This window comes from Marinicella sediminis (assembly GCF_002000055.1).
Classification (GTDB): Bacteria; Pseudomonadota; Gammaproteobacteria; order Xanthomonadales; family Marinicellaceae; genus Marinicella; species Marinicella sediminis.
Window position 1 is genome coordinate 355833 of the sequence record NZ_MVBD01000001.1, and the last position, 22686, is coordinate 378518.

21 protein-coding genes, 1 tRNA gene and 1 riboswitch are annotated in these 22686 nt (G+C 49.8%); of the genes, 5 read left to right on the plus strand and 17 right to left on the minus strand.

Features of this window, described 5'->3' with window-relative positions:
• Positions 1 to 36: 36 nt before the first annotated feature.
• The gene (locus B0475_RS01705; protein ID WP_077409678.1) at positions 37 to 495 is read left to right on the plus strand and encodes an Lrp/AsnC family transcriptional regulator; all 459 of its coding nucleotides are present in this window, start codon (positions 37 to 39) and stop codon (positions 493 to 495) included.
• 123 nt (positions 496 to 618) lie between these two features.
• Here the strand turns inward: B0475_RS01705 and B0475_RS01710 are convergent, their stop codons facing one another.
• The gene (locus B0475_RS01710) at positions 619 to 1539 is read right to left on the minus strand and encodes a peptidoglycan DD-metalloendopeptidase family protein (protein WP_077409679.1); all 921 of its coding nucleotides are present in this window, start codon (positions 1537 to 1539) and stop codon (positions 619 to 621) included.
• A gap of 161 nt (positions 1540 to 1700) precedes the next feature.
• Here B0475_RS01710 and B0475_RS01715 point away from each other — a divergent pair, with 161 nt between their 5' ends.
• A complete protein-coding gene (locus tag B0475_RS01715) occupies positions 1701 to 1910 on the plus strand; it encodes a hypothetical protein (protein ID WP_077409680.1) in 210 nt (69 codons plus the stop codon).
• Between the two features lie 49 nt (positions 1911 to 1959).
• Here B0475_RS01715 and B0475_RS01720 read toward each other — a convergent pair whose 3' ends face one another.
• The 6 genes from B0475_RS01720 to B0475_RS01745 all read right to left on the minus strand — a co-directional run bounded on the left by B0475_RS01720 (position 1960) and on the right by B0475_RS01745 (position 6943).
• Positions 1960 to 2916: a lipase family protein gene (locus B0475_RS01720; protein ID WP_077409681.1), complete on the minus strand. Its 957-nt coding sequence runs from the start codon at positions 2914 to 2916 to the stop codon at positions 1960 to 1962.
• Between the two features lie 183 nt (positions 2917 to 3099).
• Positions 3100 to 3186: transfer RNA gene (locus B0475_RS01725), tRNA-Leu, on the minus strand.
• 72 nt (positions 3187 to 3258) lie between these two features.
• Positions 3259 to 4017, minus strand: coding sequence for a phosphotransferase (locus B0475_RS01730; RefSeq protein WP_077409682.1), 759 nt, complete (start codon positions 4015 to 4017; stop codon positions 3259 to 3261).
• Positions 3992 to 4618: a nicotinamide riboside transporter PnuC gene (gene pnuC / locus B0475_RS01735; RefSeq protein WP_232781823.1), complete on the minus strand. Its 627-nt coding sequence runs from the start codon at positions 4616 to 4618 to the stop codon at positions 3992 to 3994. The genes B0475_RS01730 and pnuC overlap by 26 nt, the downstream gene beginning before the upstream one ends.
• The gene (locus B0475_RS01740; RefSeq protein ID WP_077409866.1) at positions 4593 to 4847 is read right to left on the minus strand and encodes a YkoF family thiamine/hydroxymethylpyrimidine-binding protein; all 255 of its coding nucleotides are present in this window, start codon (positions 4845 to 4847) and stop codon (positions 4593 to 4595) included. The genes pnuC and B0475_RS01740 overlap by 26 nt, the downstream gene beginning before the upstream one ends.
• A gap of 11 nt (positions 4848 to 4858) precedes the next feature.
• Entirely contained in the window at positions 4859 to 6943 is a 2085-nt protein-coding gene (locus B0475_RS01745) for a TonB-dependent receptor (RefSeq protein ID WP_198538067.1), read from the minus strand.
• A gap of 40 nt (positions 6944 to 6983) precedes the next feature.
• Positions 6984 to 7085, minus strand: a riboswitch (TPP riboswitch).
• Positions 7086 to 7293: 208 nt separating this feature from the next.
• Between B0475_RS01745 and B0475_RS01750 the strand changes: the two genes are divergently transcribed.
• Both B0475_RS01750 and bicA read left to right on the plus strand, forming a co-directional pair.
• Positions 7294 to 9945 carry a carboxypeptidase regulatory-like domain-containing protein gene (locus B0475_RS01750; protein ID WP_077409685.1) on the plus strand — a complete coding sequence of 884 codons (2652 nt, stop codon included), beginning with the start codon at positions 7294 to 7296 and terminating at the stop codon, positions 9943 to 9945.
• 135 nt (positions 9946 to 10080) lie between these two features.
• Positions 10081 to 11742 (plus strand): bicarbonate transporter BicA, encoded by a 1662-nt coding sequence (bicA, locus tag B0475_RS01755; RefSeq protein ID WP_077409686.1) that lies wholly within the window; start codon positions 10081 to 10083, stop codon positions 11740 to 11742.
• Here bicA and xdhC read toward each other — a convergent pair.
• The 6 genes from xdhC to B0475_RS01785 form a co-directional block, all read right to left on the minus strand.
• Positions 11730 to 12518 (minus strand): xanthine dehydrogenase accessory protein XdhC, encoded by a 789-nt coding sequence (gene xdhC, locus B0475_RS01760; RefSeq protein ID WP_077409687.1) that lies wholly within the window; start codon positions 12516 to 12518, stop codon positions 11730 to 11732. The two genes, bicA and xdhC, sit on opposite strands and share 13 nt — an antisense overlap.
• The gene (gene xdhB, locus B0475_RS01765) at positions 12515 to 14836 is read right to left on the minus strand and encodes a xanthine dehydrogenase molybdopterin binding subunit (RefSeq protein WP_077409688.1); all 2322 of its coding nucleotides are present in this window, start codon (positions 14834 to 14836) and stop codon (positions 12515 to 12517) included. Before xdhB ends, xdhC begins: the two co-directional genes overlap by 4 nt.
• Positions 14826 to 16310 carry a xanthine dehydrogenase small subunit gene (locus B0475_RS01770; RefSeq protein ID WP_077409689.1) on the minus strand — a complete coding sequence of 495 codons (1485 nt, stop codon included), beginning with the start codon at positions 16308 to 16310 and terminating at the stop codon, positions 14826 to 14828. Before B0475_RS01770 ends, xdhB begins: the two co-directional genes overlap by 11 nt.
• A gap of 80 nt (positions 16311 to 16390) precedes the next feature.
• Entirely contained in the window at positions 16391 to 16882 is a 492-nt protein-coding gene (locus B0475_RS01775) for a hypothetical protein (RefSeq protein WP_077409690.1), read from the minus strand.
• A gap of 94 nt (positions 16883 to 16976) precedes the next feature.
• On the minus strand, positions 16977 to 17180 hold the full coding sequence (locus B0475_RS01780; protein ID WP_077409691.1) for a hypothetical protein: 204 nt from the start codon (positions 17178 to 17180) through the stop codon (positions 16977 to 16979).
• A 401-nt stretch (positions 17181 to 17581) separates the two neighbouring features.
• On the minus strand, positions 17582 to 18151 hold the full coding sequence (locus B0475_RS01785; protein WP_077409692.1) for a hypothetical protein: 570 nt from the start codon (positions 18149 to 18151) through the stop codon (positions 17582 to 17584).
• 343 nt (positions 18152 to 18494) lie between these two features.
• Between B0475_RS01785 and B0475_RS17775 the strand changes: the two genes are divergently transcribed.
• Entirely contained in the window at positions 18495 to 19550 is a 1056-nt protein-coding gene (locus B0475_RS17775; protein WP_198538068.1) for a hypothetical protein, read from the plus strand.
• Positions 19551 to 19616: 66 nt separating this feature from the next.
• Here B0475_RS17775 and lipA read toward each other — a convergent pair whose 3' ends face one another.
• The 4 genes from lipA to B0475_RS01810 are packed head-to-tail and all read right to left on the minus strand — an operon-like array spanning position 19617 to position 22680.
• Entirely contained in the window at positions 19617 to 20597 is a 981-nt protein-coding gene (gene lipA / locus B0475_RS01795; RefSeq protein ID WP_077409693.1) for a lipoyl synthase, read from the minus strand.
• 15 nt (positions 20598 to 20612) lie between these two features.
• Entirely contained in the window at positions 20613 to 21260 is a 648-nt protein-coding gene (gene lipB / locus B0475_RS01800; protein WP_077409694.1) for a lipoyl(octanoyl) transferase LipB, read from the minus strand.
• A complete protein-coding gene (locus B0475_RS01805) occupies positions 21248 to 21523 on the minus strand; it encodes a YbeD family protein (RefSeq protein WP_077409695.1) in 276 nt (91 codons plus the stop codon). Before B0475_RS01805 ends, lipB begins: the two co-directional genes overlap by 13 nt.
• Positions 21520 to 22680: a D-alanyl-D-alanine carboxypeptidase family protein gene (locus B0475_RS01810; RefSeq protein ID WP_109862322.1), complete on the minus strand. Its 1161-nt coding sequence runs from the start codon at positions 22678 to 22680 to the stop codon at positions 21520 to 21522. The genes B0475_RS01805 and B0475_RS01810 overlap by 4 nt, the downstream gene beginning before the upstream one ends.
• Positions 22681 to 22686: the final 6 nt, after the last annotated feature.

Genomic DNA, 22686 nt, shown 5'->3' on the forward strand with positions numbered 1-22686 from the left:
TTGAAAATAGTTATATATGAATATAAATTGTTTGACATGGACACATATGACAAAAAGATTCTAGTGGCGCTGCAAAAAGACGGCCGCATCACCAACAAGGACCTGGCCAGTCTGGTGTCGCTGTCGCAGGCGCCGTGCTGGCGACGGGTGGATGCCCTGGAAAAGCAAGGCTTGATCACCGGTTACACCGCCATTGTCGACCAGCAAAAGCTTGGTCTTAATCTGACGGCATTTGCTCAGATTTCCCTGGATAACCACCATCCGGATACGGTGCGACAATTTGATGAAGGCATTCAGCAGTGGCCGGAGATTTTGGAATGTCATGCCACCAGTGGTGAATACGATTACCTGTTGAAAATCGTCGCCACCGACATGCAGGCCTACAACCAGCTGATCTACGAAAAAATCCTCCGTCTGCCGTCCATTCGTTCGGTGAATACCAGTTTCTCGATGCAGGAGAAAAAACGCACCTCGCAATTGCCGGTGGTTGATTGAAGCTGGGTCAGCCAGCCCCCTGTGAAGCCTCCGGGTTTTGCTATTGTGATGATGGTGTGTGATCCGGGAAATGATCTGATTTTCAGGGATGGCTTTAATCTGAATCCAGGCCCCTGAGGTGAATCATATCGGTCCCATCATCGGGGTTTTGATTTCACCTGATTTGTACCGCAGTTTAAACGGCACCGACACCAGTTTCAGGCCGGCATTCACCTGGATGGCGAAATGCAGGTGAGGCCCGCTGGTGAAACCAGTGTTGCCTGATTTGGCAATTGGTTGTTGTGCCTCTACCCGTTGCCCCCTGGCCACTTCGACTGATTCCAACTGTAAATGGGCATAAATGGCCATAGAGCCATCATCATGCAGGATGCGGATGTAATTGCCCCTTTGCATATTGCGGCTGTCGGTGCCGCCATCATAAAAGTCTTCAGCGATGTCCATGACCACGCCCTCACGGGCCGCCAATACCGGTGTACCTTCTGGTAAAGAAATGTCCAGTGCGTAGCGGTTTTGTTCATCCTTGTGGCTGAATGTACCGCCAAAACCCTGGGTGATGAAGTGGTGCTGGTTACCAGGAAAAGGCAAGTGATAGGGGTGTTGGTTATCATGCACTGCCCCTGGGTCTCCAAGGGTTGATGATATGTTGTATTGAAAGGCCCAAGACTGATACCGATCCAGGGGTTTGATGGTGGCCAGGTACATGTCACTGTTGGCAGGTACCACATAATTGGCTGGCCACGGAGGGTCTGCTTCAACATTCTGGCGGCTGATAAAAGTCATCGCGACTTCTACCGGACCATGGTATGGATTAACGGCATAGTAAACCGGTGACTGTTTGGTGCCCCGGTTGACCACCGTCACTTCAAATTCAGTGTCTTCAGGCCTGACTTGCCAGCTTTCGAATTCTTCGGTGTCAGCCGGTGGTTGGTCCGAATAATGAATGATGCCGTTATCGTCAACATGCTTGTAGTATTTTTTGGCCAGGCTGTGTTTGCAGGTCAATAACGCCAGACTGACCGACAGCATCAAAAGTGTTAGCTTCATCACAAAAATTTAGCAAAATCCGCACATTTTATCAAGTGGCCATGAAAAGACTTGTTGGTTTATTTAAATTGTAATAATATGTATTTATTGTGTGCGTAGAGGCAGTGAACCTGACCTTCACTGAGAGCGAATTTGACCTGTTATAGAGAGGCGCACAAACCATGTTAGAACAATCAATTGCCAGAAAATCCATCGCCAGCATCCGCAATAAAAAAATCAGACTGAATCCCAATACAGAACTGACCGAACGGATCAAACTGCTGCAAAGAGAGATGGTGAAATTGTCATTTCAAAAGAACCGCAAAGAAGACATTGACCTCATTGTTGGAGAAATCAACAGACTGAGGTCACTGGTTAATCAGGCCAGTTAACGTCCACAACGTTCATCCATAAAAACCGGCTGATGGCACTGCGGTGTTGTCAGTCGGTTTTTGAATGCGCCAGATAAAATTCGCACAAATTGCTGGAAGAGGGCTGCACACTGACCAATTGGTCGCCATTGTCTTTGTCATGCAGGTCGTCATTCAAACATACCCCGGACGATGACTGTTTGGCGCAATTGATCACTGCTTGATAATTCAGCGCAGAATGTCTGGCCAGCAAGTTGGCCTGATCAATGAAACCTTTCTCGTAGAATGCCAGCAACAAAGCCCAGGGCGTGTGGGCATAACCCATGTCCTCCAAAGGTACACAGGGAACAGCATCATAGGTATTTTGTACCCTGAGGGTGTTGTGTGGTTTCAGTGTCTGTTCAAATAAATCAACAAAAGCCTGGTTGCCGGTGCGTGGGCAGGCAAAATTGATGTTGGTGGCGCGAATGTCCGGACGTGACAGTCCTACATCCAGGGAGAACAGGGTGCTCAGTGAAGAGCCCAGGCTGTGACCGGTGATCCATAATTCAGCGATCGGTTTGTCTGATTGCTGGTATTGGTCGAGCAACTCAAATAACTGCTGTTGCATGGGCTTAACGGTTGCTGTTTGTTCGGTATAAATGTCATAAAAGCCCGCTTCAGCTTCGACTTCTGAAGAGACGTGTTGTTTGGCATCATAGGGCTTGAACGAGCGGTGCTCTGCGCCCAGATCATCAAGAATATCGAGGATGGAAGCGGTACCGCGAAAAGCGAAAATATAGGTGTAAGGTGCTTGTTTGGAGCGAAACACCACGCCAAATATTTCTTCGGTTTTGTCGTGAGTAAACAGTGAGTCAATACCTGTCCAGCAAGTTACACAGACAAACCCTGCCGGTGGTTTGATGGCAGCAGACTGACAAACCGCCGGATGCTTATCACTGAAGGCATTGTATGCCTGCAGGCTGGCCGTCATGAGGGTGCTGAGTTTGCTGGTGTTGACCTGATGGATGTCCGTGATGTAATTCATGTGATTCCCCGCCGTTGTTTACTGGCCATTAAAAAGACCAATTTAATTATGATTATAGGTACATCATAGGGGAGCCGAGTCTGCTGCGCAAGTGATCCATACAAAGAACGGGGGCAATCAGATAACAAACAAGAGGAGTGTGCTTTTTTGACTTGAAAGAAAAGTCAGGGTGTTACATAACAATGGTGCCCAGGAGAGGACTTGAACCTCCACGACCTTGCGGCCACCAGCACCTGAAGCTGGCGTGTCTACCAATTTCACCACCTGGGCATAGACATCAGCAGTGTGAACTGCTGAGGGGCGATATTCTACTTGATTTTCCCAGGAAGAAAAGGGTTTTTTTTAACAATTTTGAATTCTTGCTGTGGTCAGACTGTTCCATAACTTCATCAGGTCAGAGATCAGCGTTTTCAAGGGGATGATCCAGTCCGGGCGGGTGTCTTCGGGATACCAGCTTGACAAGTCGGCACCACTTTCCTGCTCCATGATCAACCAATCCAGAATGGCATGTCCCTGGCCGGCAAACTCCCAGTCAATCAGGTAAACCGGTTTATGGCCGAGTAAATTACCAGGGTTCAGGTCGTGGTGGCACAGCCAGCGGCAGGCTGTCCAGAATTGCAGTTGTTCCAGTGTGTCGATACCCTGAGTCAGTCGCCTTTGCAAGTCAGCAGCCACCTGGGTTTGTGACAGATAATACTGAATGCGCCTGTCCAGTCTGGTGGGAGCTTGATCACAGGGTTGTAGATGGATGAGACGCAATTGATCAGCCAATTGGGTGATCCGTTGTGGATTGCTGAAATCACTTTTTTGCCAAACAGACTGTTCAATGAATTCAGTGATCAGATAACCGGCGCCGGGATCACAGTCAATCATCGTCGGTAGCCAGGCAAGATGCTGCAGTTGTTGCAACAGTTGTTGTTCAACAAGGCGGTCCACGCCAGGTATGCTTTGATTGAAACGAACCACCCAATGTCCTTGGGTGGTTTCGATTTTGAAATTTTGGTTGCTGCCTGGTTGCAGTGCTTGCCAGCCAAGTAAGCCGGCTTTGGCCACCACAGGGATGCTCAGTAAACGATCATGCCAAACGCTGTTGTCGATCATAATGCCGGTTCCAGTTGATCAGGCCAACCACAGTCAGGACCACATACAATGCAAACAGCGCAGCAGTCAGGGACAAAGATTTGGCCGCGAACAGGTACACCGAAGTGAGGTTGATGATCAGCCAGTAATACCAGTTTTCCAGCACTTTGTGAGCGACCATCACGGTGGCCAGAACCGCAAAGCAGGTGGTGAAGGCGTCCAGGTAAGGCATGCTCGCCCCCAGTTGACTGGTGAGGTAGCCCAGAATGGGCACCATACCGGCAGTGATGACTATCAGGGCGAGGTGTTTTTTCATCGGCCAGCTGATGATCTGACGTTCATGGTGATGGTCACCAAATCGCCATTGGTACCACCCATAAACAGCCATCAGCAGGTAATAAACATTCAGCAATGATTCTGACAACAGTGAAACCTGGTGAAACAGATAGATGTAGATGGCAGTGCTGATAAAAGCGAACAGCCAGCACCAAATATTTTCCCGGATGGCCAGCACCAGATAGGCGATGGCAGCGAGGACAGCCACCACCTCAAGCATTGACTGCGCCTGCCAGGCTGTCAGGATGTCTGTCCAGATGTCATGCATCCGGAGACAGGTCTCCATTCAATACCTTCATCACAAAGGCGGCTTTGGGCGTGTTTTGGTGGGTGCGCTGCATTTCCTGGCTGACCACTTCCAGCACCCGGGTATAGTCTCCGTATACCTGGGTGCTCATGGTGTTGCCAATCACTTCCAGTTCATCATATGCCGACAACCGATCGATGAATTCCTGGATGGGTGGGATGTATTGCTGATCCAGCGGATACAGACTGATTTCGACAGATACCTTCATGATCATGGCCTTTAAAAGTCAAACAATGCAGTGATGCCAAAATGCTGTGGATCACCCAGGTGTTGATACAGTGTATCAGCATAATCAGGTGGCTCCAAACCAAAGTAAAAACCACGCACTGCATAGGATTCATCCAGTACATTACGTCCCCATGCATAGACCGACCAATGGTCAGACTGGTAGCCGACTTTGAGGTTCAGGATGTCGCGTTTTTGGGCTTGTTGGTCATGCGAATCAGAAAAGTAAAAACCATCTGAACCATTCAGGTCAGCACGGGCAAACCAGCCCTGATCACTCAGGTAACTCAAACCCAGGTGATAAGTGTAATCGGGTGCATGGGCCTGTTGTCGGCCATTGAAATCATCGTCCACAGTGACATAATCATCGAAAGTGGCATCCAATAAGCCGATCGAACCGAACATTGACCAGTTGCGGCTGAGTTGATACAGCCAGTCAATTTCGATGCCTTGATTGGTGCCTTCAGCCGCGTTGCCGGTGAAAAACACAAAAGTCAATGGGTCGGTTGGGTCTTCCTGGACGGAGGTGCTGACCTGCATGTCGGTGCGTTCGCTGTAAAACGCACTGATGTTCAGACTCAGGCTGTTGTCCAACAGCAGGCTTTTCAATCCGATTTCATAATTGAGCAGGTATTCAGGGTCGTAGGCCCGGCGACTTTCAGGCAATGATGGGCTGAGGTTGAAACCACCGGCTTTGTATCCTCTGGAAAGTGTGGCATAAACCGTTTGCCCCGGGTTCATTTGATGTTGTAGCGAGAGCTGCCCGCCCCACATGTCATCTTCAGGGGATAAATCAAGGCCGCCATTGTCAGTGTAATCTGATTTTCGTTGCTCAAAACGCAATCCGGTGGTCAGCTTGGTGTTCGCTGTCAGGTGGCTGTCCAGCTGGGCGAATAATGCCAGATTAGTGGCTTCAAATGAGCTGTAGAAATCACGGTAAACTTCATCATTGAAAAAATCATTGATGACATTGTCTTCATCCAGTTGTGCGGCATAAAAGCCCACCAACCAGTCGGTTGAATCATTGAAGATCCGGGCGTCGGTATGAGATACCAGGCGAAATTCCTGGGTCAGGTGGTTGCGCTCACGGTCATTGTTTGACGTGAAATCATAGGGTGCGAACTCCCCCCAATAAGCATCATTGCCCCAGTCACCATCGAAAAAGTATTGAATGTCGGCATCGGTATAACTGCTGATGCTGATGAAATCAAAAGCCGTTGCCTCAACGGTGTTGCGGATGCTGAATCCAGTTGACCTTTGGTTGTCAATGCCCAGGTCATCGGAATGTGTGGTGAAGGTGTTTTCCGGGTTCCAGACATCAAAGCCATTGTTGATGTCGACCAGTAACAGGGTCAGGTCGGCGGTCCAGTGGTCAGTCAGTTGCCAGTTGATTTTCCCCCGGGTCATGAATTCATCTTTCTGATCGGTGTCATCACGGTTGAAAAAGTCATTGAAGCGAAAGCCGTCACTTTGAAACTGGTGAATGGCAAAGCGATATGCCGCCTTGTCACCATCGCCCAATGCGCCGGTGGCACTGAAACCGGCGGCATAAGTACCCTGGTCGGCCAGGGTGGTTTCCAGGTGATACGCCTGGTTGTATTCAGGTGCCTGGCTGCGGATGTGGATCAGGCCGGCCAATGCATTGGCACCATAACGGGTGCCTTGTGGTCCGCGCAGCACTTCAATCTGCTGAAGATCAAATAAAGTGGCTGCGCCACCGATGGCAGTGAAGTCCATGTCATCAATGATGAAGCCAACTGAAGGGTTGGGCGCGCCCTCATACTGCGAGCGTTCACCGATGCCGCGGATCTGGAAATAGCGGGGGCGACTGGTGGAACCTGCCCAGTTGAGGTTGGGAACCAGGCCCAGAACATCCTGAAAATGTTGTACCCCTGCTTCAGACAAGGTGTCTTCATCCAACACAGAGACGCTGGAAGCAATTTCTCTGATGGTGGTGTCATCACGCAGGTCAGCAGTGACAGTGAGGTCGGTGAGTTGTTCGGTTTCGTTGGCCTGAGCGGCAACGGTGAAACCGGCGAGCAGCAGCCAGGTGGCCGTTGGATATGATTTAAAGTTCATGGGATCTCTCATTACAATAGTTAACTAGAGACCCGGTTGTGGCGTGATGAATACCCATTCCTACGCCGGCATTAACCGGATCAGGTTCAAAGGGTTTGTCAAAAAGACATCTCAGGCCTGCCGGCCACCCCTCGGATGGCGCGCATTGTAGCAAACGGTTTGCGCGGTCTCAAGCAAAGCCGGTAGAGATTTTCAGGAGAAAGTTGGCAGTGTGGCAGTGAAAAAACTGTTAACTGAATCACTATATCCAAAAAAACCAGTAAATAGCATCGAAATCAGTTTCATCAGAGTCAAATGTGTTGCTATCATAATTGGCTGTGAGTTTATTTTTTTTGACCGGGGAGGAATCCATGAAATACTTGTTAACCATCTTGGCTGTGCTGTTGTCATTCAACGGCCTGGCTCAACAATCATCAGCCGCTGAGTTTGAACTGGGAGTGCTTGAAGCGTTGCTGGAAGAGCGACGCATCACACAACTGGAATTCAATTTACGCAAAACGAAACTGGATAAACAGATTCAGCAGCACAAACTCAATGAATTCCGGCAGCAGATGCAGCCTTCCGTCATTGAAACCGTGGCAGGCGGAACCGCTTCTGTCAGTGGCCAGGTCCAGGTGGGGGCAGTACCCACGCAAAATGTCAGTGTGACTTTATATACTGAATTTGGGGGCTGGGTTGACAATCAAGTTACCGATGCATCCGGTAACTATACGTTCAGCGGTCTGGTGGGCGGCAATTACTACGTTGCCACTGTAGACAGCATTGATGCCTATGTTGATGCCGTCTGGACCAGTGGTGGCACCGTGCAGTGTAACAACTGCCGTGATGTGGCCAACAACACCGTGGTGGTGGCTGATGACAGCGCCGTGGTCAATGGCATTGATCTTGACCTGGTGGTTGGGGCATCAATCTCAGGTTTCGTGTTTGAAGGTTCTACCGGATTAAGCGGTTTGTGGGTGCAGCTCAGAAGTGTCGGCAACAACGGCTGGTACGCTTCAGCCAACACCGATGGCAGTGGCAACTACACCATTCCTGGATTGCCTGCAGATGACTATTATGTGGTTATCAGTGATGCCCAGGACATCTATATTGATGCCATGTACTCAACCACTGGCACCGTACAATGTTCAAACTGTGTGCCGGATGCCGACAGTACCCTGACCCTGGCGTTGGCAGATGTGGTCGGCGGCATCGATTTTGATTTGGTGATTGGCGCCACCATCACCGGACAAATCGTTGATGATGCCACGGCAGCAGCCGTCGAAAGTTTTGATGTGCGCTTGGTGGATTCCACCGACTTCAGTAATCAATGGTACATACAAACGGTTTATGATGGCTCAGGTAATTACACCCTTACTGGCGTACCGGCCGGCAGTTACCGCTTGTATCTGGATCCCAGTATTGAGGCCAACGAGCACATTCCTGAGGTGTACAACAACATCCAGTGTAATGCCTGTTCCAGTCTGATTTTTGAAGACATTGGTGATGTCATCAATCCAGTGAATGGTGCGACCACAGCTGGCATCGATTTTGCGGTTGAATTTGGTGCCAGTATTGCCGGTGCAATTTTGGATAACGACAATGCCCCAGATACCATAAAACAACTTGGCTTAATTTATATTTTCAGTGATGATAACCGGGTGATGGCGACACAAATAATTTATGGTACTGACTTTGATATATTAAATGAAGGCCGTTACAAAGTTGGCGGCTTGCTACCGGGTATGTACTTTGTTCAGGGTGGTGATCTGGGCCGTGAATTTTATCAACGGGAATTGTTTGAGAACATCGCCTGTCCCTGGAGTGGTTGTGACCGTGGAGCCGGAGGTGATCCAGTGGTACTGGGTGCTCAGGAACAACGTTTGGGGGTTAATTTCCTGTTGAATTATGGCGGCAAAATCGCCGGTACGGTGACTGATTTCACCACCGGTTTGCCGATCGACACTGGCGAAACTGAATACGTACAGTTTCATAATGCTGCTGGTGCAGTGGCCGGGGGTTCAGAGGTGCGCCCTGATGGCACTTACCTGGCCAGACGTGCTTTGCCACCGGGCAGTTATTCGGTCCGTACCGGCACCATGTTCACCGGTACGTTTTTCAATGGTGCCGATGCATCTCCACAAAACTATGTGATGGAAAAATACGCACCGGGTGGCAACATCGATTGCCCGGGAGTGACCTGTGATCTGACCGCTGGTAATGTCAATGTGTTTGCTTTTGATCCATTGAACGCAGATCCTGAAGATGCAGCTACGGTTACTGGCATCGATTTTGCCCTGTCGGCAGGGTTTACCTTCTCCGGCACCATCACAGAACTGGGCTCAGCCAATCCGATTGAAGACGTGCATGTGCTGGTATATGACGATGCCGGCGAGTTTGCCAACTGGGCCACCACCGATGTCAATGGTGATTTCACCGTGCGTGGTTTGCCTGCTGGTACGTACTATGCCTTGACCAACAACGGTTCAAACCTGCCATTTCTGGGTTTGCGACAAACCGAAGCCGGTGGCTGGATTGACATTTTGTTTGATGGCACCCCATGTCCGGGTTCGGCTTGTGATGTGACCACCGGTGATCCGATTGTCCTGGGTGGGCCGACGCCTCCGGGCATCGATTCCATCCATGGTGCAAATTATGATTTTGGACTGAATGCCGGTGGTACCATCACAGGCCAGGTGAGGAATTTTGAAACCCAGCTGCCCGCCGGCGGAGTAATGGTTAATGTGTACACCAGCGCCGGTGTTTACTATGGTAGTTATGAAACCGACACCAGTGGAAATTACATGACGGTTGGCTTCCCTCCTGGCACCTATTTCCTGACCACTTCAAACAATGGTGCGTTGATAGATGCCAGGTATGGTGGTGGTTATTGTGTGGATGGGTCCTGTGATCCACTCACTGCAGATCCCATCGAGATCATTGGCAGCCAATCGGTTACCGGGGCTGACTTCAACCTGAGACCAGACTTTCTGTTCAAGTCAGGGCTGGACGGCACCAATTGATGCACAATAGCATTGCAGGAAAGGCCACTTCGGTGGCCTTTTTTATGTGCGCTTAAAACAGCTGGCAGATATATTTACTGGTTTGGGTGAGCTGAAATTTGTACAATGCACCTACTTCAACTCTGACATTGACACATGGTGACGGGTATTCTGAACAACATTCATTTCAATAACCTCAAAGGCGATCTGTTTGGCGGTCTGACCGCGGCCATCGTTTCTTTGCCTCTGGCACTGGCTTTTGGCGTGGCCTCTGGTGCAGGTGCAGTAGCCGGGTTGTATGGAGCAGTGTTTGTCGGCTTGTTCGCCGCCTTGTTCGGTGGTACATCAACCCTGATTTCTGAACCCACCGGGCCGATGACGGTGGTGATGACTGCGGTATTGACGTCACTGATCGCCACCAACCCGGATCAGGGTCTGGCGATGGCATTCACTGTGGTGATGATTGCCGGGTTATTTCAGATATTACTGGGAGTAATGAAACTGGGTAAATACATCACACTGATGCCCTACAGTGTGATTTCAGGATTCATGTCAGGGATTGGGGTGATCCTCATTTTATTACAACTGGCCCCATTTTTGGGTCAGGATACCCCATCAGGCGGTGTCAGTGCCACTTTGTTTGCCTTGCCGGATTTATGGAATAACATTCAGCCGGTGGAAACATTCCTGGGTGTACTGACTTTATGTGTGTTGTTTTTTATGCCCAAAAAATGGGCGCGCTATGCACCACCGCAGTTATTGGCATTGATCCTGGGAACAGCGGTTTCATTGTGGTTTTTCAGTGATGTGGAGATTCGCCGGATCGGAGAGATTCCATTGGGGCTGCCTTCATTGGTGATGCCCACATTCACTGCAGATCAAATTACCCGAATGATCCTTGATGGCATCGTGCTGGGCACGCTGGGGTGTATCGATGCCTTATTGACTGCGGTTATTTCAGACAGCCTCACTCGTCAGGAACACCGCTCTGATAAGGAGCTGGTGGGACAAGGAATTGGGAACATGGTTTCGGGTTTATTCGGCGGCCTGCCAGGTGCTGGAGCCACCATGGGAACGGTGGTGAATATCCAGGCTGGAGCCCAATCGGCCCTGTCAGGAGTCATCAGAGCCCTGGTTTTATTGGTGGTGATACTCGGCGCTGCCAGGCTCACAGAAAACATCCCGCTGGCTGTCCTGGCCGGCATTGCACTTAAGGTGGGGTTGAACATCCTTGACTGGAGTTTCGTGAAACGGGCACATGTGGTTTCCTGGCAGGCTGCTGGAATCATGTATGGAGTGATGTTGCTGACCATTTTTGTTGACCTGATTGTGGCTGTTGGCATAGGGGTTTTCATCGCCAACATCATCACCATAGAACAACTCAGTGCCCTGCAATCCAAAAACGTCAAATCCATCACCGATTCTGATGACCGGATTTTACTTAACGAAGAAGAAAAGGGCTTGCTTAAATCGCTGAATAATCAGGTACTGCTGGTTTACTTCAGTGGACCAATGATTTTTGGGGTTTCCAAAGCCATTGCCAGAGAGCATCGGGCCATTGAACGGTATGCCGCGGTTTTGTTGGACTTGAGTGATGTGCCACACATGGACACCACGGTGTCATTGGCCATCGAAAACATGGTCAAAGAAGCCGTTGAGCGAAAACGTGAAGTGTATATGGTTCGGCCTGGTAAACAGGCATTCGATACCCTGGAGAAACTTGGGGTGTTCGAAATGATGCCATTGGAATATGTGAAAGGCAGCCGCCTGGAAGCGCTGAAGCTGGCGCAGTCCAGAACCGTTGTTCAGTCCAGTTGATCTTTCACTTGTAACAACTGAGCCGCAATGCTGATGGCGATTTCAGCAGGGATGTCCTGTCCAACTGACAGTCCGATGGGACAGTGAATGCCTTCAACCAGCTGCTCAGAAACACCGGATTGTCGTAACTGTTTACGAATTCTGGCGGCTTTCGAGTCACTGCCAATGATGCCCACATAAGGCGGTTTACGCTCCTTCAGCAGCTGCGACAAAATGGCCAGATCTTCACAATGTCCCTGGGTAACGGAAATCAAAAAACAGGCCGCTGATAAACCCGTGACCGGAGCTGACCAGTCAGACAGCAGGTGTTTATTCAGGCGAGGGCTGTCCGGCAGTTGGTTGAGCCATTCCGGACGGTCGTCAAAACAGTGCAATCTGCAATCGAGGGTCAGTAACACAGGGATCAGTGACTGCGCCACATGACCGGCACCGAACACCGCCACTTCCCAGGCATTGGCCAGGTGTTTTTCGAAAAATAATTGCACCACACCACCACAAGTCATTCCCAGGTCGGTCTGCAGGTTCAAGCTCACATGTAAAGTGCTTGGGTGATCTGGATCGTTGAGTAAACTGAGGGCTTGTTTCAAGGCAAACCATTCCAGTTTGCCACCACCGACGGTACCACTCAATGGCCGTTCTGAAGAGGCCTTGGTGACCAGCATTTTGGCCCCGGGTTCTTGTGGTGCACTGCCAGCCATACTGACCACAGTGACCAGCACAAAATCTTCAGCAGACGCTTGCAATTTGACAATTTGCCGGTAGATGTCCTGACTCATTGTGATCCATCACTGAGCATGGTCAGTACCGCTTCATTGGTGGCAGGGATGTTCAGGGCACTGGTCTCACTCAGTCCGGCCTGGTGCAATGCGTCTTTGATGGCGCAGAACACACTCAAGCCCAATAGCAATGGCGGTTCACCCACGGCTTTACTGCCACGGATGTTTTTCAGGTTGTTGTGGTTTTCAATGAAATCTATGTTGAACTGCCTTGGGGTGTCATGAATGGCTGGAATTTTATAGGTGGTTGGTGAATGAGATAACAATTTGCCTTGATCGTCATAGTACAGCTGTTCGGTGGTGACCCAGCCAGCTCCCTGTACAAAACCACCGGCCGTTTGTCCATGATCGATGCCATCGGCAATGCGTCTGCCCAGGTCCATCAGCACATCGCTGCGCAGGATTTTGACCTCACCACTGTATCTGTCGATGCTGACTTCACTGGCTGCCACGCCATTGGTGTAGTACAGAAATGGCCGGCCTTTGCCGGTGGCTTTATCAAAATAAATGTCCGGAGTGCGGTAATGGGCATATTCACTGAGACTGATGCGATTCAAGTAAGCGGTTTTGACCAATGTTTTGAATGGCAATTGCTGATCTTTTTGATTGTTGTTGATCACCAGACCGCCTCGGAAAGTCACGGCGGAGGTGTTCAGGTCAGGATCAATGCTCAATTCATGGGTGTCATCAGGGACAAACCCTTGCCATAACTGAATGGCGATGTTGGCCAGTCTGGCAGTGATTTTGCGACATGCCAGATCTGCCGCGGCTCCATTGAGGTCACTGCCACTTGAGGCTGCAGTGGCCGAGGTGTTGGCATTCTTTTCAGTCGAGGTGGCCATGATGCGCACATCATTTTCTTCAATGCCCAAGGTCTCTGCGACAATTTTACGGATTTTGCTGTTCACTCCCTGTCCCATCTCAGTGGCACCGGTGGAAACCTGTACGGTGCCATCGGTGTGTACATTGACCAGGGCATTGCCCTGATTCAGAAACCGGGTGGTAAAGGAAATGCCAAATTTTACTGCCGTCATGGCCAGTCCTTTGACTATGTGCTTTGCTTGTTTGTTGTGTGTTGTGATGCGCTGGCGTCGGTGGCGGTATTCGCAGCTGTTGATTAAGGTGTCAAATAAACGGGGTAACTGATTGTCTTCAACCTGTTGTCCATACGGGGTCTTTTGTTCATTGCCCTGATAGCAATTGGCCAATCTGACATCCAACGCATCCATTTTCAGGTGCTGCCCGATGGTTTCCATGATGTGTTCAATCACGGCTGCGCCCTGCGGTCCGCCAAAGCCACGAAAGGCGGTGTGTGGATGGGTATGGGTTTTGGCCAGTTTTCCGCTGATGCGGGCATTGGGTAAATGATAGGCATTGTCGATGTGAAACATGGCCCGCTGTAAAATGGCCGGACTGAGGTCGGTAAATGCACCGCCATCGGCCACCAGGGTGGCTTGCAATGCCAATATCCGGCCATGTTCATCAAACCCCACCTGGTAATTGGTTTTGAAAGGATGTCTTTTTCCGGTGGCAATCATGTCTTCATCTTTGCTCAGCACCAGGCGGGCTGGTTTGCCGGTGTGATGGGCCACCAGTGCCGCCAGGGCAGCATAATGAGCAGACTGGGATTCCTTGCCCCCAAAACCACCACCCATGCGCTTCACAGTACATACCACCTGATGTTGTTCCAGCCCCAGGGCATGCGCCACCACATGCTGTACTTCAGTGGGGTGCTGTGCCGAAGCATGCACATGCAGACACTGGTTTTCCTCTGGATATACAATGGTGGCTTGTGACTCCAGATAAAACTGTTCCTGACCACCGCTGTGAAAATCACCATTGATGAGGTGGGGTGACCGGTTCAACTCACCGTCAGGGTCACCAGTCATCAGGTGCAGCGTTTCTCCCATGAAATGATGCTGAGAAATGGCTTCCTCAAGATGCAGCACGGCAGGCAGCTCAGTGGTGCTGAGCTCAATGGCCTCACGGGCCTCAAGAGCACTGGCCATATTGGTGGCAGCGATCACTGCCAAAGGTTCACCCACGTAATTGATGTCATCCTCTGCCAGTAATGGCTGATCTTGAATGATTGACCCCCAGCGGTTGTGTTGCAGGTCCTGATGGGTGTAAATACCAACCACGCCGGGCAATGTACGGGCTGTTGCTGTGTCGAGTAGATCAATGCGGGCATGTGCCACAGGTGAGGCAAAAACCAAGACCACCAATTCACCGGCTTGGCGGGGGCGGTCATCAATGAATTCAGACGTACCGGTGACATGGCTGTGAGCGGCATCATGAGGGCGGTCTTTAAAGGCCATCAGCAACTCCCACAGAGGTGGCGAGTTCAGCCACGAAACGACGGTAAAAGTTAGCTGCTAACTGACGTCTGAAAGATGCACTGCCACGGACATCTGTGAGCGGTTGGATGTGTTCGTTCAAAATGCTGATCAATTGTTGTTGATGTTCGCTGTCAAACAAAGCATCCCGGTGCTGGCTCACCAATAATTGTTCAATGGCTGGCAACCGCAATGCGGTGGCAGCCACTCCACCCAGGGCCACCGCTGCGCTGTTGATGTATTGCTGATCATCAAACACCAGATAAAAAGCGGCCGCCACACAACTGATGTCCAGATCACGTCGCTGGGAGGCTTTGTACAGTCGCATAAAACTGTTGGCAGGTTTGTGATTGATGGTGACATGGCTGATCAATTCATCGTCCTGCAAATCATTCTGGCGATAACCCAAATAAAAATCATTGATGCTCATCTGGCGTTGCCGGTCGGGTCCCTGGATGTGAATAAGGGCATCCATGGCCAGTAAAAACGGCAGGTTGTCACCAATGGGTGAGCCATTGGCAATGTTACCAATCAGGGTGCCATTATTTTTGATTTGTGGTGAAGCAAACACATGCATGAAATCAGCCCATTCAGGAAAACTGTTTTCCAGTTGCTGTTCCAGAGTGGTCAGGGTAACCCGCGCGCCGATAATGATCTGTTCAGGATGAATGGTAATTTGGTGGGCTTCAGGTATCAGGTGCAGGCTGATGACCTGTTGGTCCTGCCAGTGTCCTTTGTTGTGCTGAACCCCAAGGTCGGTAGCAGCTGCAAATAGACGGTGGCCGCTGTGTTTAACCTGGTGTGCTGCCTGATTGAAGGTGGCCGGTGCCTGATACCGGTGTTTATCATGCCTCACATCGACCGGGATTTCCAACTGGTGTAACAAATCCTGATGAACGTCAGCATGATGCCATTTTTCATGCACACTGTTAAAATCTTTGGGGTTGATGTGCAACATGGCTTCGATGATGGATTGGTAACCGGTACAGCGGCACAGGTTGCCAGTGAGGTGATTTTTGGCTTGTTGGGCATTGCTGGCTGGTTGGCCGCCATTGCCCTCCATCATGCCCGCTGCGGCCATCACAAAGCCTGGTGTGCAAAAACCACATTGGGTGGCCTGGGCTTCCACCATGGCTTGTTGAACCGGATGTAATGAACCATCATCAGGGGTGATGCCCTCGATAGTGATCAGGTGACAACCATCCAGGCCATGCATGAACTGAATGCAGGCATTGACCGGAAGAAACTGTAGTTTACTGATGGGCATTCCGGGCTTCACCGCTCCAAGTAACACCGTGCAGGCTCCGCAATCGCCCTCTGCGCACACCACTTTGGTGCCGGTCAGCAATTGTTCCTGACGCAGGTATTCAGTGACCGTTAGAAAGGCCTGTGCACCCTTCAGTTTCCTGGGCTGCCCATTGAGGTATAAAAAAATGTAATCTCTGAAATGCTGCATGTGGTATCGCGATGAAGTTAACCAGTTATTGTAATAATTTTTCCTGTTAATGTGGGTGACTGTTGCAAAGAATTATGCAATCAGCTTTTGAAATACACGGCACTGACGGCATAAAAGATGGCCATACAGCCAGAAAATAACGAACTGGCCAAAAAACGGTGTTTGATGGCAATGTGGTTTTGAATCAGATAATTGAAAACCGCCGAAACCGGCATGCCGTAAAGGAATGACTGCCAGGCGGAGTGCAGCACCCCCAAATCAATGGTCTGACCATTGAGCCAGTAAATGAAGCACATGTGTCTGGCGATCCATAGGGGATTGAAATAGACCACTGCCATGCCAGTTTTGAACAAGGCTTTTTGTCGTTGGCTCATGTGTTGACTGCGTTGTTCCAGCCAGGCAAAGTAACTGGGGATTTCAATGGCGTAAAATGTACCACCGACAGCTGCCATGCCGAAGGTTCTGAGCCAACTGAATTCCCCAAGCATCAGCGCCGCTGCGGTATCAAACAAGCCAAACAGAAGGGCCCCTTTGATGAGTTCGGATTTGATCAGCAATAATTTGAAGGCCATAGGAAGAACAGGATTGTTGTTGACAGGAGCTTGGTCAGGGAATGACTCAGTGTATGCGTTCTTTCACGCAGAAACAAGTGGTTGGTTTTTCTAATCAGTCAAAGCCATTACTGAAGAGCAATGCCGGCAAATTCAGTGTCAGGATCTGGTCAGCAGCGACCTGTTGCCAGACACCGGTTTGTCCGCCGGACCAGATTGCTTTGAGTGCGTCCACAACTTGAGCACCACCAAGGATCTGATGAAGAATGTCAATTGGGGAGTTTCCATTGATGAGTTTTGCAGCAGATTGAATGCTCAACTGTCTGGTACCTGAGTTGATCCTGTTAGGTATTCACGGGAGTCTATAGAGTCAGCCAGGGTTTTGGGGTGGGGTTGGGATCTTCATTTCATTGTTTATTAACCCTCAGGTATTTTCTATGGTTCAGTGGTATGAGGCAGTTAAGCCAGTGATGATATATGCGGTGCACTCAATGAGTGAAATGGGCTGATTAATGATGTAACAATGGGTTGACGGGGGTGCGGTCGATGCAGAAAAGCGCTGGCAAAACAAAGGGTATCAAGTGAGCAGTTGGCTCACTTGTATTGATGACAAAACCAGTCATTTGAGTTTTTGACAAACTCAATATTGTGGTTTTTGTTTATTCTGTGGTTTCTGTTTCAGCGTTCATGTTAATCAGTCATGAGGGTTGTTTGATGACCTCATTCATTGTTGCCACTGCATTTTGAACCATCCACATAGTTATAGGTGGCAGCATACCTGGAACAGGCACCAAAGGCGCCCTTGTTTTCAGAACATGATGTGGATTCGGGCATCATCCGGGTTTCAAGAACCTTCAAGTCTCCCTGAGCCCGGGTTAATTCTGGCGCCGGCAGGAAAGTCACCTCAGAGCTGGCCTCGTAACAGGCGTTGGCTCCAGCTTCTACATATCCTTTGAATTTACCTTTGGCGTCCACGCAAACCTTGATCTGTTCACCCTTGACTGACCCCACATCCCGATAGACCAATTGGATGATGTTGGCTGGTGGAAAATTACCCCACAAGTCGGTGTGTGTTTCTTTTTTTACGCAGGCGCAGGCCCGAACGGCTTTTTTCACCAACGGCACAGCACCGGCAGCCATGTCATTGTGGTTATACAGCTCAAAATTAACGGGTTTTTCAGAATAATTACATAAAGTGGCATCAACTTTGATGTCGGCATTGACTGAAGTGGACAAAATTAATATCACCAGCATCAGCAGGTAATGTGATTTGCTATGGTTCACAGCCATTATCCCTCATTTGAAAATATAATTGTTCATTATCGTATCACAAAAAGGCATTTGATGTATTAATTAAAGTGCATTTGTTCTTGACGATCTAGAATCATTGGTTGGTTTTGCGGGGGATTGAGTTTGCTGTGCTACTCCAGGCTGGACGTCTGCATCAAGGTGGTTGAGCCACACAACTGATCACACCAAGGCATGATTTATAAGTTTGCATTAAGTTAAGTAGGTGTTCATCGTCAAGAGTGCTGTGCAAAAAGAAGTTTAGCGAAGGTTTTTGCCGGCTGTTTTTCAATAAACTAAAGGGCTGTTACCCATTGTACGCTCAGCGGAGCGGGGATTCAAAACCATGAAAAAAAATCATTATTTGATGTTGTTGCTGCTTGTGATCTGCCTCGCGAAATTGCAGACGGGAGGCGCTGAACCACAACGACTGTTGTTTGTTGGCAACAGCCTGACTTATGTAAATGACCTGCCATTGCTGGTAGAGCAGGTGGCCGGCAACCGGGGGATTGAGCTGGTAACCACTCAGTTGGCCAAACCCAATTATGCGATTGTTGATCATTGGGCCGATGGTCAGGTACAAAACCTCATCAGCACCGGCAACTACGATTACGTGATCATTCAACAAGGACCATCTTCACAATCTGATGGTCATCACATGCTGGTCAATGATGGCCGTTTGTACCGTGACCTGACTCATGCCCATGGAGCACAATTGGCTTACTATATGGTGTGGCCTTCATTGTTGTATTACCATACTTTTCCGGGAGTCATCGCCAATTATACAGCTGGTGCTGAGGCCAATGATGCCATCCTTTGTCCGGTGGGTGAAGTCTGGAAAGCTCACTTTGATGCCACCGGAGACTTTTCTTATTACGGTTCTGATGGGTTTCACCCTTCCCTGACCGGCAGTCGGGTGGCTGCTGAAGTCATTGTGGATTCATTGTTTGGCGAGGAGTCAGCAGAGCAATCATTTCAGCAAGCCTGGATAACCGGTGTCGGTCACATTGAAGAGAATCAGATCATTGTGCCTCAATTACACATCACCCGGCATGGTGCTTTTGGTAATGACCATGAACCGGCAGATGTGGCCAGGGTGCCTTGGGGTCAGGCAACAATCACTTTTCACAGCTGTCATGAAACAACCATGTCGTATGTGTCAAATCGTGCGGTTAATGGCATGGCATTTGGGTCCGGCAGTCAGCCAATGCAGCGACTGGTCATGAATCAGGCAGGACAGTTGTGTGATGATCTGTCTTTTCCTCAGTTAACCGACAAGGCCTTTTTTTCAGGTACTTTTTTTGGCGGAGCAGAGCGGGATGGTGAGGGTGTACACATTGATTACCTTAATTCTGAGCAGGTCATCGTTACCTGGTATACCTACCTGCCAGCCCGCAGATGAGCCACTTCATGACACATCTGAACCTGTGACATGTATCTCATCAGCGGGTAAAAACGGTGCTGTGATTCAGACGCCAGCTTCGTGAGCCTGTACATCTGCATGGTATGAGCTGCGGACCAACGGGCCGGCTGCAATGTGCTTAAAGCCCAGTTCATAACCATAGGTTTCAATGGCTTTAAACTCATCCGGGGTCCAGTAGTTCAACACCGGGTGATGTCCTTGTGTGGGTTGCAGGTATTGGCCAATGGTGATCATTTCAACATCGTGTTCGGCCAGGTGACGAAGGGTTTCCTGAACCTGTTCGTAGGTTTCTCCAAGACCAACCATGATGCCGGATTTGGTGGGAATATCGGGGTGTTGCGCTTTGAATTTTTTCAATAAATCCAGCGACCATTGGTAATCTGCACCAGGGCGAACTTCTTTGTACAAGGCGTAAGCGGTTTCCAGGTTGTGATTAAACACGTCCGGTGGGCTTTGCGCCAGAATTTCCAGGGCTCGGTCCATGCGGCCTTTGCCACGGAAATCCGGAGTGAGTATTTCGATTTTAATGTCCGGGTTTTGCGCCCTGACAGCACTGATGCAGTCGACAAAATGCTGGGCCCCTCCGTCTTTCAAATCGTCGCGGTCTACGGAAGTGATGACCACATAGGTAAGCCCCATGTCGGCAATGGTTTGGGCGAGGTTGTCGGCTTCTTTGGGGTCAGGTGGAAGTGGGCGGCCGTGTGCCACATCACAGAAAGAACATCGTCGGGTACACACTTCACCGAGGATCATGAAAGTGGCGGTACCCTTACCAAAACACTCGTGAATGTTGGGACATGACGCTTCTTCGCAAACCGTGACCAAGGAATTGGTTCTTAATTTGCTTTTCAATTTCTGTACCGCATTACCGGTGGGAATGCGTACCCTGATCCAATCAGGTTTTCTCAGCCTTGGGGCATCGGTGTCAAATCCTGCCCGGTTACGACTGGTTTTGTTGGCGCCCAGTTCTTTCACTCCGGCAGCCTTTTTGGGCATTTCAATTCTCAGGGGTTGTTTTTCACTCATGCTTTATCAGCTGGGTTAAGCAGCGTTCTCGGTCTGTGCGGAAAAATTCAGTTCGTGGCAAAAAGCAGTCACCAGCTGTTGTTCAACAATGCCGATATCTACCTGGTCTGCCAACTGTGACAATTGTATGACTTTCAATCCAGAAAAGCCACAAGGGTTGATTCTTTGGAAGGGTTCCAGGTCCATGTTGATGTTAAAAGCCAGGCCATGAAATGAGCAGGCTTTGCGAATGCGCAATCCAAGTGAGGCAATTTTATCCCCCTTAACATAAACACCAGGTGCGTTGTCCAACCTGTTGGCTGTAACGCCGTAGAGCCCAACGGTGTCAATGATGGCCTGTTCAATGCCATGGACCAGGGATTTAACCCCAATGCCATGTCGTCGCAGGTTGATCAAAGGATATGCCACAATCTGCCCCGGACCATGGTATGTGACTTGTCCGCCACGGTCGACCTGAATCACGGGTATGTCACCTGCAGCCAGGACATGTTCTGCCTTACCGGCCAGGCCCTGGGTAAACACCGGGGGGTGTTCAACAAGCCACAATTCATCGGTTGTATCTGCGTCCCGCTGATCGGTGAACGCCTGCATCTCCCGCCACACCGGTTCGTATTCACGACGTCCCAGGTGACGAACAATCAATGGTCGGTTTACAGGGTCCATACCACTTCTTCTACCTGTCGTATTTCCTGGTAGATGTTGATCAGATGGTCTTTGGAATGGGCATAAACCAGAACGGTAACTGACTGGTATTTGCCAGACGAGCTTTTACGGCTGTGGACTGAATTCCTGGAAACCTCGGGTGCATGTTGTTTAACAATTTCGGTTATCTTTACCACAAATTCTTCGGTGTTTGGCCCCATGGCTTTGACTGGGTATTCACAGGGAAACTCAAATCCCTTGGCGTCCTTTTCCTGTTCAGTCATTCATCATCTCCAAATGATTTAAACCACAGACCAATGCTGTCCATGCTGCGTGTCCACCAGCCAGCAGCAGGCGCATCCTGCAGTGCAACCAATGGTTTCTGATCAATCACATCGCCATTCAAGACAATGTTCAGGGTGCCCAGTTGAGTACCATTGGGAATCGGGGCGGTTAACAATGAAGGCAGGTCAACATTGGCCTCCAGTTCATCGTAAGTGCCTTTGGGGATGGTGATGAACAGGTCCTCCGCCAGGCCGACTGACAAGTCTTCCTGGGGGCTTTTCCAGATCTCAGGCCGGATGCGTTCTTCGCCGGCTTTGAATAATTTGTGGGTTTCAAAAAAGCGAAAGCCGTAATTCAGCAATTTTTGGGACTCGTCAGCACGGGCTTTTTCTGATGCAGTGCCCATCACTACATTGATCAGGCGCATGCCGTTGCGCATGGCTGAGGTGGCCAGGCAATAACCTGCTGCTTCAGTGTGACCGGTTTTAAAACCATCCACCGTTGGGTCACGGTACAGCAAGGTGTTGCGGTTGTGTTGTTTGATTTTATTGAAGGTGAACTCTTTCTCTGAATAAATGTGGTACAAGTCCGGAAATTCAGCGATCAGTGCACGGCCCAGAATGGCGACATCGTGGGCCGACATCATGTGGCCTTCATCTGGTAATCCAGTGGCATTTTTAAAAAAAGAGTCATTCATGCCCAGTTTTTTGGCATGTTGATTCATCATATTGGCAAACACCTCTTCGCTGCCTGCGATGTGTTCGGCAAGGGCCACACAGGCATCATTGCCGGATTGCACAATCATGCCACGAATCAGGTCTTCAACGCCTACCTGCTTATCCACTTCGATGAACATTTTCGAGCCGCCGGTTCGCCAGGCTTTTTCACTGACAGTGATGGTGTCAGTTAAGGACAAATGACCTGATTTGATTTCCGAAAAAACCACGTATGCAGTCATCATTTTGGTGATGCTGGCTGGTTCAACCCTGGCATGTGGGTTTTCGGCAGCCAGTACCTGGCCACTGTGATAGTCCATCAGGATAAAACTACTGGCATTGACATTAGGTGGCTCAGGGGTGGCGTTGATCTGCGCCAGACTGCTCATGCTGATGATCAGCAAGGTCAAAGAAAATAAGATGTGCTTGTGGTTCATCATGTTGGG